Here is a 13916-nt window from a genome sequence, read left to right as displayed (position 1 = left end):
AGGAGGAGTAATCATGTTTAGCCTCAATAGCGTTCTCGACGATCTTTGGCCTCAGGCGAGGCCTGCACCCTGGCAAAAAAGTCTGTTAAAAAGGCTGTTTTACGAAGAAGAATTCCAGCAGTTTGCCGCCGCTCACCGCCACCTGAAAGGACTGGATATGGTGGAGCAAGTTCTGGAGCACCTTGATATTCTCTGCACCGTTTCCGCCCGCGATCTCGAACAAATCCCCGAACATGGCCCACTGGTTATTATTGCCAACCACCCGACAGGCACGCTGGACGGGCTGGCGCTGATGTACGCTGTCTCCCGCGTGCGGCGCGACGTTAAAGTCGTGACCAACCGGATGCTGACCCACCTTGAGCCTCTCAGTTCGCTGTTTATTCCGGTGGACAATATGGGCGGCAGGACGGCGAAATCGTCTCTGGTTCAGATGGAGCAGCATCTGCAAAACGCGGGCGTGCTGATCTTCTTCCCGGCGGGTGAAGTTTCACGTCCCACGCGCAAAGGCATTCGCGATAAAAAATGGCACTCCGGCTTTATCAAACTCGCCAGCAAGCTGCGCGCCCCGCTGCTGCCGGTGCATATTCAGGCGCATAACAGCCTGCTCTTTTATGCCAGTACGCTGGTGTCGCCGACATTGTCGATGCTGCTGCTAATGCAGCAGATGTTCCGCCGCCGCCACAGCCAGCTGCCGATTAAAATCGGCCAGCAAATCGCCTGGCATCACTGGCATAGCGCCACTCTTTCGTCACGTGAGATGGCCGAGCAGTGCCGTCAGCACGTGATGCGTCTTGGCAAGGGATTGCCTGGCGTCTTCAAAACCCAGTGCGCCATTGCTCGTCCGGAAGACCGGGCCACCCTGAAACGCGAGCTGGCGCAGGCGGAGTGTCTGGGTAAAACCAGCGACGGTAAAACCATCTACCTGTGGCAGCGCAACGGGCAGGAAGAGGCGCCTCTTCTGCGCGAACTGGGCCGCCTGCGCGAGATTGCGTTTCGCGCGGTGGAGGAAGGGAGCGGTAAACGCCGGGACACCGACAGCTACGATGACGATTATCTGCACCTGATCCTCTGGGATGAAGAGGATCTGGAGATCGTCGGGGCGTATCGCTTTATGCCGACGGCCATGCAGATCGAAAAACGCGGCGTTGAAGGTCTGTACAGCTACAGCCTGTTCCACTACGACGACAAAATGCAGGACGTGCTTGAGCACGGCATTGAGCTCGGGCGCAGCTTTATTCAGCCGCGCTACTGGGGGCGTCGCGGTCTGGACTATTTATGGTCCGGCATCGGGGCTTACCTGGCGCGTTACCCACATTATCGCTACCTGTTTGGCCCCGTCTCCATCTCCGGCGGCTTACCGCCTGCGGCACGGGATCTGCTGGTCGCCTTTTACCGCCTGTGGTTCCCCGCGACGCATCCGCTAGCCGCGTCACGTCAGCCGTATCCGGCATCCTTACCGGACGTGCTGGCACAGTTTGGCGGCGTGGATTACGTGGACGATTTGACGAAGCTGAAATCCCTGCTCGGCAATCTGGGCTGCGGCATACCGCCGCTGTATAAACAGTATTCCGAGCTATGCGAGCCCGGCGGCGTGCAGTTTATTGATTTTGGCAGCGACCCGGCGTTCAACAACTGCGTAGACGGTCTGGTGCTGGTGGATTTGTGCTACCTGAAGGCGAACCGCTATCAGCGGTATATTGAGGCGCACCTTTAATTGGCCGGCAATTGTGCACCGTTTACGCCGGGTGGCGCTGCGCTTACCCGGCCTACGGGTACTCCAGGATCAGGGGCGGTAAAACGGCTTATCGCCCAAAATCGTCGCCCGCTGCATAATCCGGCGCTGCGGCAGATAGTCCGCGTTGGCGTAGTGCTGCGTCACGCGGTTATCCCAGATCGCCAGGTCGTTCTCCTGCCAGCGCCAGCGCACCTGAAATTCCGGTTTAGTGATATGTGCGAACAGGAAACCTAACAGCGCGTCGCTCTCTTTTTCCGTCACGTCCACAATGCGCGTCGTGAATCCTTCGTTCACGAACAGCGCCTGCTTGCCCGTGACCGGATGGGTGCGCACCACCGGGTGCAGCAGCGGCGGATGCTTCGCCACCGCCTCCAGCCAGCGCTGATGCTCCTCTTCGCTTTTACGGTACTTGTATTCCGGGAACGATTTTTTGAAGTCGTGCTCCGCCCGCAGGCCGCTCAGCAGCGTCCGGAACGGCGCAGAGAGCGCCTCAAACGCCGCAATCCCGCTCGCCCACAGCGTATCGCCGCCGGTCTCTGGCAGTAATTTTGCTGCCAGAATTGCCCCTGCGGGCGGCGTCTCGATAAAGGTGACGTCCGTGTGCCAGTTGTCGTTGTCCGGCGGGTTATCGTTGTGGGTATCCAGAACGATAATCTCCTCTACCCCTTCCGCATGCGGATAGACCGGGTGAATATGCAGGTCGCCAAAACGCAACGCCAGCGCGCGCTGCTGCTGCGGGGTGATCGCCTGCTCGCGAAGGAACACCACCTGATGGCGCAGCACCGCGTGGTACAGCTGCTCAAACTGGTTATCGCTCAGCGGGCGGGACACATCCAGGCCCGACACCTGCGCACCAATGTACGGCCCCAGCGGGGTGATGGTCAGTCGTTCACTCATTGTATTTCTCCATGCCAGGGCGTCAGGCGGCGCTGTAGCGCGCGCAGCCCCAGTTCTAATCCGAAGGCGATCGCGGCAATCACCGCGATCCCTGCCAGCACCACGTCAGTCGCCAGGAACTCTCCCGCCGACTGAACCATAAACCCTAATCCTCGCGTGGCGGCGATCAGCTCTGCCGCCACCAGCGTGGACCAGCCCACGCCGAGGCCGATGCGCAGCCCGGTTAAAATCTCCGGCAGCGCGCCGGGTAGAATCACGAACAGCAGCACCTGCGTACGGCTGGCCCCCAGCGACTGCGCCGCACGAATGCGCACCTGCTGGGCACTCTTCACGCCCGCCAGCGCCGACATGGCAACCGGCGCGAAAATCGCCAGATAAATCAGCAGAATTTTCGACGTTTCGCCGATACCGAACCAGATCACCATCAGCGGCAAATAGGCCAGCGGCGGCACCGGGCGGTAAAGCTCAATCAGCGGGTCAAGGATGCCACGCACAGTCGGGCTTAGGCCCATCGCGATCCCGACCGGGATACCGATAACCACCGCCGCCAGCAGCGCCACCAGAATGCGCGTCAGGCTTGCGCCGAGATGCTGCCAGAGCGTAGCGTCCATAAAGCCCTGCGGCCCGGCGATGGAGATGAGTTTCGCCAGCACCTGTCCCGGCGGTGGCAGAAACAGCGGGCTGACCCACTGCTGGGCCGCAACCGCCCACCACGCTGCCAGCAGCACCAGCAGCGTGCCGACACTCAACGTGAGCGGGCGCGAGAACGGCCAGCGCAGCGCCGGACGCGTGCGGCGCGTTTTTTCACTAAAGACGATGCTCATGAGAAGGCCTCCCGCTGTTCGAACACGCGGCTTAAGACGTATTCACGCTGCTCAATAAACCGCGGATCGGATTTGATGCTGCGCACCGGCTCCCCCGCGACGTAGCGACGGGCAAATTCAAGCGGCAGCCGCTCCAGCACGCGCCCCGGCCCCGGCGACAGCAGCACCAGCTCGGTCGCCATAAACACCGCCTCTTCGATATCGTGGGTAATTAACAGCACCTGCTTGCCCGTCTCATGCCACAGGCGCAGCAGCAGGGTTTGCATCTGCTCGCGGGTAAAGGCGTCCAGCGCCCCGAACGGCTCGTCCAGCAGCAACAGCTGCGGATTCGCCGCCAGCGCGCGGGCGATCCCGACGCGCTGACGCTGGCCACCGGAAAGCTGCCAGATAAAGCGTTTTTCCGCCCCTTCCAGCCCCACTTTTTTCAGCATCGCCCGCGCGGTTGCCAGCCGCTGTTCACGGTTCACGCCCGCAAGCTGGAGCCCAAACGCCACGTTCTCCTGCACGTTGCGCCACGGAAGCAATCCTTCGTTCTGAAAGACCACGCCGCGCTCGGCGCCAGGGCCATCCACCTTTTTGCCTTCCAGCTGAATGGTGCCGTGCTGATACGGTACAAACCCGGCGATCAGATTCAGCAGCGTGGTTTTTCCGCAGCCGGACGGGCCGAGCACCACCAGCAGTTCACCGCTGCCCAGCGTCAGGTTGATGTCCTCCAGTGCGGGTTTACCACCGTAATCGGCATACAGGTTCGTAATGTTCAGCATGGCGGACTCCTTATTTCACAAAGCGGTCGGTGACGTACTGACTGTAATCCGCCGCGACCGCAGGCACTTTGCCCTGCTCTTTCAGGAAGGTGGCGGTATCTACAATCGCTTTGCTCACCGGCCCGTTTAACTGCTGCACCTGCTGCGCGGGGGTCAGATAGGTATTGCCCCTCACCAGCCCCGGCACGTCCGCTTCCGGCACGCCGCTCAGGCGGGAGAGTTTTTCCAGATTGGCGGGCTGCTTCAGCCACTCATCCGGGTTGCTGATGTACGGCTGCTGAGCGGCAATCGCGCTTTTCGCGAAGGCTTTGACTACCTCAGGATGTTTCTCGGCGAAGTCTTTACGCACCACCCACACGTCGAGGGTTGGCGCGCCCCACTGGCCCACTTTTTCGGAGTCGGTCAGCACGGTGCCGTCTTTTTCCAGCTCGTTTACTGCCGGTGCCCACACGTAGGCCCCGTCAATATCCCCGCGCTGCCAGGCGGCGATTATCGCCGGCGGCTGAAGATTGATGATTTGCACCTGCCCCGGCTTGATGCCCCAGTGTTTGAGCGCCGCCAGCAGGCTGTAGTGGGTGGTGGAGATAAACGGCACGGCGATGCGTTTGCCGATCAGGTCTTCCGGTTTGGTGATGTTTTTCTTCACCACCAGCGCTTCGGAATTACCGAGCTGAGAGGCGAGGAGGAAAACCTCAATCGGTACCTGCTGGCTGGCCGCGACCGCCAGCGGGCTGGAGCCGATATTGCCAATCTGCACGTCGCCGGACGCTAACGCACGCACGACGGACGCGCCGCTGTCGAACTTGCGCCAGTCGACTTTCGCGCCGCTCTCCTTCGCAAAGGTATTGTCCGCCTGCGCAACCTTCGCCGGCTCAGCCGAGGTTTGATACGCGACGGTAACGTCCACCGCCTGCGCCTGAAATGTCCACAGCGCCAGCGCGCCGAGAAGTGTGATTCGCGATGAAATTGCCATAGTGCCTGCTCCCCTGTTGTTATGAGGGCAGTATTTCCGGCGCGGGAATTTTGATAAAGGAATAAAAAAGAATCGCTAATGACGATTCGTTTTTAGAAAAAAAGCGGGAAAGGATAGTTGATTTTGTGCGGTTGGTTTGTGCCGGGTGGCGCCTGCGCCTTACCCGGCACAAACTCAGCGCTGCGCGTTCAGCTCTGCAATATCCTTCGGCGTGGTGCGACAACATCCGCCGATTAACTTCGCTCCCGCCGCCAGCCACTGCGGCAGATACCCCGCCAGCGTCTCGCACGCTTCGCCGTGGTGGTGCCAGGTTTTGGTTACCGCATCATAATGCTCGCCCGAGTTCGGGTAGACCACCAGCGGCAGCGGCGTCAGGCTTTGCAACTGCTTCAGCGCCGCCGTGGTGTTTTCCAGCGCGATACAGTTGATGCCCAGCGCGACGACCTGCGGATAGTCCTCCAGAGAAGAAACCACCTCCCGCAGCGGCGTACCGTCGCTCAGGTGCTCGCTATCGCGCAGGGTGAAGGAGAACCACGCCCGCGCGCGGGGATATGCCGTCAGCAACGCGGCCAGCGCCTTTATTTCCGTGAACGACGGCAGCGTTTCGCAGGCCAGCAGGTCTGCCCCCGCGTCCAGCAGCGCTTCCACGCGCGGGCGATGGAATTCTGTGAATTCTTCGGCACTGCGCACGTAGTCGCCGCGATACTCTGAGCCGTCTGCCAGATACGCGCCGTACGGCCCAACGGAGCCCGCTACCAGCAGCGTGCCCGCGTGCGGGTTTTCGGCCAGGTACGCTTCGCGCGCCTTACGCGCCAGCTCCACGCTTTTGCCAATCAGCGCGCGGGACTGCGCCTCATCCAGACCGCGTGCCGCAAAGCCCGCAGGCGTGGCCTGGTAGCTGGCGGTGATCGCCACCTGCGCGCCCGCGCGGTAGTAATCAAGATGCACTTCACGGATAAGATCCGGGTTTTCCACCAGCACTTTGGCCGACCAGAGGCTGTCTGCAAGGTTACAGCCGCGCGCTTCCAGCTCCGTTGCCATTGCGCCATCCAGCACCACAAACGGCTGTTTTTCAAGGATGGCGGTAAGCGGATTATTCTGCGACATGTTCAGGCTCCTGCGATGTCATATTTCGGGTCAGGTAGTAGGCACCATAACACAGGGCGACGAACGGAAGCCCGCAATAAAGGGCAATGCGCTGGCTGGGGTCAAACCACAGGCCGACGCAGGCCACCACGCAGAGGATAAAACCGAGCACCGGCACCAGAGGATACCACGGCGCGCGGTACTGCAGCGCAGAGAGCGGCTGACCGGACTGCAGATGACGGCGACGGAAAACGAGGTGCGACGCGCAGATGCTGATCCACACCGCCACCACCGCAAAGCCAGAAATGGCCGAGAGTGCGACAAACACCGTGTCCGGGGCCACCACGCTTGAGAACAGCGCCAGCACGCCGCCGAGCATGGAAACCGAGAGCGCCGTCAGCGGCACGCCGTTTTTGTTCACGCGGGCAAAGCAGCGCGGGAGCGTTTTCTCATTCGAGAGCGACCACAGCATGCGCCCGGAGGCGTACAGCCCGGAGTTCGCCGCCGAGAGGATCGCCGTCAGGATCACGAAGTTAAAAATATCAGCGGCATAAGGAATACCGACCTTTTCAAACACCAGCACGAACGGGCTTTTTTCCACGCCCGCCTGCTGCATCGGGATCAGCGCCGCCAGCACAAACACGGTGCCGATAAAGAAGATGATCAGCCGCGCGATGGTGGTGCGGATCGCAACCGGAATGACCTTGTGCGGATTTTCCGTTTCACCCGCCGCGATGCCGATAAGCTCGGTCCCGGAGAAGGCAAAATTCACCGCCACCATGGTCATCAGGATCGGCAGACCGCCGTGCGGGAACCAGCCCTCGGCGGTGAGGTTGCTTAAGCCCGGCGCGGGTGAACCGTCCTGCATCGGGATGAAACCAAAGACCGCCGCCCCGCCGAGGATGATAAAGGCGATGATGGTGATGACCTTCACCAGCGAGAACCAGAATTCCCCTTCGGCAAAGAAGCGCGTGGAGATGACATTAAGGCCGAAAATCACCACGCAAAAGACTACGCACCACGCCCAGACGGGCACCTGCGGGAACCAGTACTGCATGCAGAACCCGGCGGCGGTAAAGCTCGAGCCGAGCGCCACCGTCCAGGTGAGCCAGTAGAGCCACGCCACGGTATAGCCCGTCGCCGGGCCGAGATAGCGGGCGGCATAGACGTGGAACGCGCCGGTTTCCGGCATCGCCACGGAGAGCTCGCCCAGACACTGCATCACCAGCCAGACCACCAGCGCGCCGATCAGGTACGCCAGCAGCGTGCCCGCCGCACCGGTGGTGGAAATGATGTATCCGGTATTAAAGAATAACCCTGTCCCAATCACGCCGCCCAGTGAGAGCATAATCAGGTGGCGTGTTTTCATGGTGCGCTTAAGCTGTCCATTTTCTTGTTGTGTTTGCATATTACCTTCTATACGTATGGACATCTAAACATCCAAAGAAGGTGTTATACCGCGATTGTTAATAAAAAGCTAGATGACCAGACGTAAACGGGCACGCCGCGCGCTGAGTCTGGGGTGGGTTGTGAGGATCACATAAAGAATGGGACGCCAGGCCATAAGCACCTCCGCAAGCAGATACTAACAGCATGGTGCGGAACCTGCGATCTTCGGTCAGTCGAAAGTGCTATCCGTGAAGCGCAAATTCATACTGCGATATTGCTGAACTGACCGCCGGGTTGGTAATTCTCGCAATCGGTTCTATAGTCGTCACAGTTTCTTAGTAACCAGGACTGACTGATGCGCTTTAACGGACTGACCAAAGGTTTCTTTATTTTCATTCTCGCCCTTGTGACCTGGGCCTTCTTCGACGTGCTGTCGCCCTATTTCTCCGCGATACTGTGGGCCGCTATTCTGACCGTCATTTTCAACCCGGTAAAAAACAAATTGCGCGCCGCGCTGGGGGATCGCAACGGGCTGGCCTCGCTGCTGACGATTGGCATTATCTGCCTGATCGTCTTTATCCCGCTGATGGTGATCCTCTCCTCGCTCGCCATTGAGCTGAACGTGGTTTACACGAAGCTTCAGGAGAACAACACCCAATTCCCGGAGGTGGTGGCGAGCATCTTCAACCACTTGCCGGACTGGGCCAGCGGCTTCCTGGCGGATCACAACCTGACCAACGCGGCGCAGATCCAGAAAAAACTCTCCGACGTTGCGCTGCAGGGCGGGCAGTATCTGGCAGGCAGCGCGTTCCTGATCGGCAAAGGCACGTTTGGCTTTGCGATTAGCTTCGGCATCATGCTTTATCTGCTGTTCTTCCTGCTGAAGGATGGACCGTATCTGGTACGCCAGATCCTCGACTCCCTGCCGCTGTCTGATTTTGTTAAACAGCACCTGTTCGCCAAGTTCGTCGGCGTCTCCCGGGCGACGGTGAAAGGGACGGCAGTGGTGGCCGTCGTTCAGGGCACGCTCGGCGGGATCGCGTTTGCCATCGTGGGCATCGACGGCAGCGTGCTCTGGGGTGCGCTGATGGCGTTCCTCTCGCTGGTCCCCGCCGTCGGCTCGGCGATTGTCTGGGTGCCAGCCGCCATTTACCTGTTCGCCACGCACCAGATCTGGCAGGGGCTGTTTATTGTTGGCTTCTTCGTGATTATTGTCGGGCTGGTGGACAATATCCTGCGCCCGCTGCTGGTGGGGAAAGACACCAAAATGCCGGACTACCTGATTTTGATCACTACCCTCGGCGGCATGGAGCTGTACGGCATTAACGGCTTTGTGATTGGGCCGCTCATCGCCGCGCTGTTTATCGCCTGCTGGAACCTCTTCTCCGGCCGCGATCACGCGGGGAATGCCGAAGAGCTGGACGCCGAGTTCATCGAAGAGGGAAAAAACTCTCCAGATTTGTAGGGACGTGACGATAACGACCACATCAGGCGGCGCTGTGCCGCCTTTTTTTCGCCTTAAATCATACGTTTTCTATAATTTGAAGAACGCCATCCTCTTTATGCGGTAAAAGGATCTCCAGGTGCGAATCGCGACAATAACCAACTGGGCCTACGGTGCCACGGTCTGCCTGACTATCGCCTCCGGCATTATCATGCTGATGGCCTCCGGTGCGGACACCGCCGAACGTCAGGCCATTGAACTACGTCAAAATTTTGATGAGCTTACAGAAAATATTGAAACCGACGCCTGGAAACAGTCCGATTTAGCGCGCCTGTATGTCATCAAAAAAAATCCGCAAATCCTGGATGAGTACAATGCGTCAGAGAAAAAACTGAAGAGCATCGAGCTGAAGCTGGAGAAACTGCAGGACACCGGCGCTTCAGATGACGAGCTGGCCCTGCTGCATGATGGTTTAAAAATCATTGATGCACTGCAGGATGAGCAGCAGGCGGCACTGACGAGCGCGGCCCGGGGTGAAGATGCGCAGGCCGTTGCCCTGCTCTATGGCATGCCCTACGAGCAGGAGCTTGAGCGCGCACAAACCCAAATCGATCGCTTTCGCCAGATACTCGACAAACGTGTCATCGCCTCCGTGCGGGAGGCGACGAAAAAATCGAAAGCGCTGCGCACGGCTTCTGAAGTGATGGTTGGCCTGACCGCCCTGCTGTTCTTGTTTGTGCTCGGCTTTATATTAAAACGCCGCGTGCTGCGACCGGTGGTACGCCTGAGCGACGTGGTTCACCGTCTGGCCTCTCAGGACTTCGCGGTCGAAACGCCCAACTTTAACCAGATTGATGAGATTGGCGATATGGCCCAGGCCATCCGCATCTTTCGTGAAAACGGCCTTGCGCGACAGCGTCTGGAAAAAGAGCGTGACGCCGACTGGGCCATCCGCGAGCTGCTGGCGCGCATGACGCAGCGGCTGCAGGGGTGTGAAAACTTTGACGATGTGATCAACGTGGCGGAGCTGTTTGCGCCCAATATCGCGCCGGGGATAGCGGGCCGGCTCTACGTTTTTGACCGCGATCCGTGGCAAATGCGCTGCGTCGCCCAGTGGCTTTCACCGGCAGATGATGAGGCCACGTTCCACCCCGATGCGTGCTGGGCCGTGCGTCGCGGTCAGAGCCATCCGCCGGTTAACGGTGAACCGGATGTCGCCTGCTATCATCTCCCGGAATCACAGGCGGAAAGCGCGCTGTGCGTACCGCTTATCGCCCAGGGCGAGGCCATTGGGTTGCTCTCGTTCCAGAACATCACCCCGGAAAATGCTCCTGCACGCGCGTATCTGGAACTGATGGCCGAGGCGCTCGGACTGGCGCTGGCGAATCAGCGCCTGCGCGACGCGCTGCTGGAAAAAGCCTTGTTTGACCCGCTTACCGGCCTGCGTAATCGTCATCATCTGGAAGACACCCTGCACACGCAAATGACGCAGGCCATGCGCAACGGCGAGCCGTTAAGCTGCATGATGATCGACATCGATCACTTTAAAAGCATTAACGACCGCTTCGGTCACGAGGCCGGCGATCAGGTAATCAAAAACGTGGCGACGATTGTTCAGCGGGCCGCGCACGACGGCGGGCTGGCATTCCGCTACGGGGGCGAGGAGTTTCTGGTTCTGCTTCCCGGGGCCGGTGAAGCAGAAGCGCACGCCTGCGCGCAGAAGATTTACAACGGCGTGCATGCGCTATCGCTTCGCTACGGGCTGACCGAGATTGGGCCGGTGGATGTGTCGATTGGTATCGCCAGCTATCCAGAGCATGCTCAAAGTGACAACCTGCTGCGCGCCGCGGACGTGGCACTGTACCGGGCGAAAGAGCTGGGACGCTCGCGAATTGTGAGTTTTGGGATGCTGGAGGCGGGCTAGACCGCCCGCCGGGTGGCGAACGCGAAAATATCTGGCATCAAAAAATTATAAACTTTTCGTGATATTCTTTTTTAATAAAGTTTACCTTATATACTCTTCTCAGAGCGTAAAACGCACGTTATAAAAATAGTGGCTTTTCAGTCTATTATTCTTTAGCGCGTCTATAATCGCCTCATCATAAAAATATCCTCTGGCATATTACCGCGATTATAAAAAAATAATCGCCTCAACTTTATCCCTGTATTAATGCGTGGCTCGCAGATGTTCGTGCGCGTGTCAGGCATTATTCTTTCACACTGGAAAAACGTCTATGTCTAATGTGGATTTACGATCCAAAAAATCCTGGGTAGCGCTGGCCATCATCGCCGCGATCGTGGGCGCGATAGCATCCGCATTTGCGTGGACGGCGGGTTGGATCGGTTCTCGCACCACCAGTCAGGCATTAGTCTCGGAAACACCAACGCCGTTTCCTCCCGGATTTCGCCGGGCACATGGCAAAGGAATGTGTTTTACGGGAAACTTCATTCCAGCCGGTTCAGCAACGTCTTTGTCAACCGCGCGCCTTTTTTCCCAGCAGCACACCCCTGTTGTCGGACGGTTTTCCATCGGCACTGGCGACCCCCACGCGGCGGATAGCTCAACGAAAACCCTGAGCATGGCCCTGATGTTCAGAACAGACGATAACCAGCAGTGGCGTATGGCGATGAACAACGAACCCTTCTTTGCGACCCGGGACCCTGAAGGATTTCTGGCGCTGCACCAGGCAACCGCGCCAGACCCGGCCACCGGCAAGCCGAATCCACAGCGCCTCGCGGCATTCTTAAAAGCCTATCCGGAAGCAGAGAAATACCTCAAATGGGCGGCACAAAAGCCCGCCCCCGGGAGCTTTGCCGGCGCAACGTTCTACAGCATTAACGCCTTTTACCTCGTGGACGGTCTCGGAAATCGCCAGGCGGTACGCTGGATGATGCGCCCGCACGATCCTTTTGTGTCGCTGAGCGAGGAGCAGCGCCAGAAGGCCGATCGCAACATCATGTTCGAGGGCGTCAGCCAGAGGCTTGCTCAGAAGCCTCTCTACTGGGATTTTGTTCTGCAACTCGCCCAGCCGGGCGATCCGGTGGATGACCCTTCCCGGCCGTGGCCTAACGATCGCAGGCAGATCGTGGCCGGTACGCTGGAAGTGGTGCGCGTCGAAGCCCAGGCTGACGGTCCGTGCCGCGACGTTAACTTCGACCCCTCGACGGTTCCTTCGGGTGTGAACGTGTCTGACGATCCGGTGTTAAACGCGCGTTCTGCCGCGTATTCACACTCCTTTAGTCGCCGGGAACGGGAAATTGGTTACGGCAAAGCCACCGAAGCTGTTGAAAAGCAGGAGGTAAAATGAACCCGAATCAAGAACACGGAAAAGCGCCGCAGCATTTCAACGCCCTGGCAAGAGGACTACACTGGCTAATGGCGGCGATGATTCTGGCCATGCTGTTTATTGGTACCGCAATGATGACGACGCTTCATCACCGGATTGCGCTTATCGACCTGCATCGCCCTCTGGGGATTGCCATATTACTGCTGGCGCTGCTCCGTCTGGTGAACCGACTTCGTAGCAAGACGCCCCGGCTGCCTGCTGATTTACCCTTCTGGCAAGTGCTTGCGGCTAAAGCGTCGCACTGGCTGCTGTATGCGCTCATGCTGGCAATGCCATTTTTGGGCTGGGCGCAGCTGTCGGCAGCAGGCTTGCCCGTCGTCATGTTCGAGGGATTTAATCTCCCACCGATTTTGCCAGTAAGCCCAACCCTTTTCGCCTGGTGCCACGATGCGCATAGCCTTCTGGCAAAACTCCTTTTTGCCGTGGTGCTATTACATATTTCTGCTGCATTAGTACATGCCTGGATCTACCGGGATAGCGTTTTTGCCAGCATGACGAAAAGCGGCAACCAGAAAAATTAAATAAAAAAAGGCCTTTTTATCCGCTCTCGAATAAAAAATCGCCGGAGTGTGATAATTAAACGGCACAATTAGCGCGACATATAAATTGGCGAAAAATAACCAGGCGTCGTTGTCCCGGTAACCTGCAGTCTGGGGCATCCGACGTTATGGTTAGCAACGCTGCCCGGGCTATGCCTCGTGCGCGTCAATAAAAAACGATCGTTTTTTAGCCGAAAGCGACTTTATTCACATAATGGTCGCGTACTTAAAAAAAGAAGCACTCCCAGTGCTGTAAAACCCGCTCGCACCAAACCACTTCAACTCGATGATTTTAAAACATTTTCCTGCAACGCATATCCAAAAACGGTAGCGTCTCAACAAAATACATAAACTAGTAGGATAACTAAATTATAATTCATATACTTCTGTGCAAAAGTGGAGGCCATAATGCGATTAATCCTAATGCTGGTATGCTGTCTGGTTCAGAGTTTAGCCTGGGCGGGTGAACTGCCGAAACCCGCCGGAAAACCCATTTTGACGATTTACGGGAATATAGAAAATACTAACGAAGATGGAAAAGCAGTGTTTGATCTCGCAAGCCTTGAAAAACTCGGCATGGTGAGTTTCGAGACGACATCTCCCTGGTATACGGGCAGGACAAAGTTTGAGGGTGTTCCAATGAACAAACTCATGGATTATGTTGGAGCAAAGGGTTCTGTCGTTAATGTTATTGCCCTTAATGATTACGCTACCGCTATTCCTCTCAGCGATTTTAAGAAATATAATGCTATTCTTGCCTTAAAGATTAATGGCGAATATATGCGTATCCGCGATAAAGGCCCATCATTCATTGTATACCCTTATGACAGTCTTCCTGAGTTGAATAATCAAATTTATTACTCGCGTTCAGCATGGCAGGTTAGCAAAATGAAGATTGAATAGCAGTTCAGGAGAACA

12 protein-coding genes are annotated in these 13916 nt (G+C 57.8%); 6 read left to right on the top strand and 6 right to left on the bottom strand.

The features are described from left to right. Positions 1 to 13: 13 nt before the first annotated feature. Positions 14 to 1714 (top strand): bifunctional ornithine lipid synthase OlsF, encoded by a 1701-nt coding sequence (olsF, locus tag OKF39_RS05725; protein WP_479983564.1) that lies wholly within the window; start codon positions 14 to 16, stop codon positions 1712 to 1714. 69 nt (positions 1715 to 1783) lie between these two features. Here the strand turns inward: olsF and tauD are convergent, their stop codons facing one another. From tauD to mmuP, 6 genes are all read right to left on the bottom strand, one after another. Beyond that, a complete protein-coding gene (gene tauD, locus OKF39_RS05720; RefSeq protein ID WP_041911116.1) occupies positions 1784 to 2632 on the bottom strand; it encodes a taurine dioxygenase in 849 nt (282 codons plus the stop codon). Further along, complete coding sequence (tauC, locus tag OKF39_RS05715; protein WP_047367586.1) at positions 2629 to 3456, bottom strand: taurine ABC transporter permease TauC; 828 nt, start codon at positions 3454 to 3456, stop codon at positions 2629 to 2631. Before tauC ends, tauD begins: the two co-directional genes overlap by 4 nt. Further along, on the bottom strand, positions 3453 to 4220 hold the full coding sequence (gene tauB / locus OKF39_RS05710) for a taurine ABC transporter ATP-binding subunit (protein WP_045259872.1): 768 nt from the start codon (positions 4218 to 4220) through the stop codon (positions 3453 to 3455). The genes tauC and tauB overlap by 4 nt, the downstream gene beginning before the upstream one ends. A gap of 10 nt (positions 4221 to 4230) precedes the next feature. Beyond that, on the bottom strand, positions 4231 to 5193 hold the full coding sequence (gene tauA, locus OKF39_RS05705) for a taurine ABC transporter substrate-binding protein (protein ID WP_479983563.1): 963 nt from the start codon (positions 5191 to 5193) through the stop codon (positions 4231 to 4233). A gap of 174 nt (positions 5194 to 5367) precedes the next feature. Further along, positions 5368 to 6300, bottom strand: coding sequence for a homocysteine S-methyltransferase (gene mmuM, locus OKF39_RS05700; RefSeq protein WP_048959544.1), 933 nt, complete (start codon positions 6298 to 6300; stop codon positions 5368 to 5370). Continuing rightward, the gene (gene mmuP / locus OKF39_RS05695) at positions 6287 to 7687 is read right to left on the bottom strand and encodes an S-methylmethionine permease (RefSeq protein WP_182034008.1); all 1401 of its coding nucleotides are present in this window, start codon (positions 7685 to 7687) and stop codon (positions 6287 to 6289) included. Before mmuP ends, mmuM begins: the two co-directional genes overlap by 14 nt. Positions 7688 to 8023: 336 nt before the next feature. Here mmuP and OKF39_RS05690 point away from each other — a divergent pair, with 336 nt between their 5' ends. The 5 genes from OKF39_RS05690 (at position 8024) to OKF39_RS05670 (ending at position 13901) form a co-directional block, all read left to right on the top strand. Beyond that, a complete protein-coding gene (locus OKF39_RS05690) occupies positions 8024 to 9133 on the top strand; it encodes an AI-2E family transporter (protein WP_395274825.1) in 1110 nt (369 codons plus the stop codon). Between the two features lie 118 nt (positions 9134 to 9251). Then, positions 9252 to 11036, top strand: a complete 1785-nt coding sequence (locus OKF39_RS05685) for a diguanylate cyclase (protein WP_088205249.1) — start codon at positions 9252 to 9254, stop codon at positions 11034 to 11036. Between the two features lie 310 nt (positions 11037 to 11346). After that, positions 11347 to 12420: a catalase family peroxidase gene (locus OKF39_RS05680; RefSeq protein WP_063437830.1), complete on the top strand. Its 1074-nt coding sequence runs from the start codon at positions 11347 to 11349 to the stop codon at positions 12418 to 12420. Further along, the gene (locus OKF39_RS05675) at positions 12417 to 12980 is read left to right on the top strand and encodes a cytochrome b (protein ID WP_041911125.1); all 564 of its coding nucleotides are present in this window, start codon (positions 12417 to 12419) and stop codon (positions 12978 to 12980) included. Before OKF39_RS05680 ends, OKF39_RS05675 begins: the two co-directional genes overlap by 4 nt. 426 nt (positions 12981 to 13406) lie before the next feature. After that, positions 13407 to 13901, top strand: a complete 495-nt coding sequence (locus tag OKF39_RS05670; protein WP_028012099.1) for a putative pterin-binding protein — start codon at positions 13407 to 13409, stop codon at positions 13899 to 13901. Positions 13902 to 13916: the final 15 nt, after the last annotated feature.

It is taken from the genome of Enterobacter cloacae complex sp. HYC042_NIDB, assembly GCF_056673315.1.
Note: the sequence above shows the minus strand (reverse complement) of the source record. Positions and strands in the feature narration are given on the sequence as shown.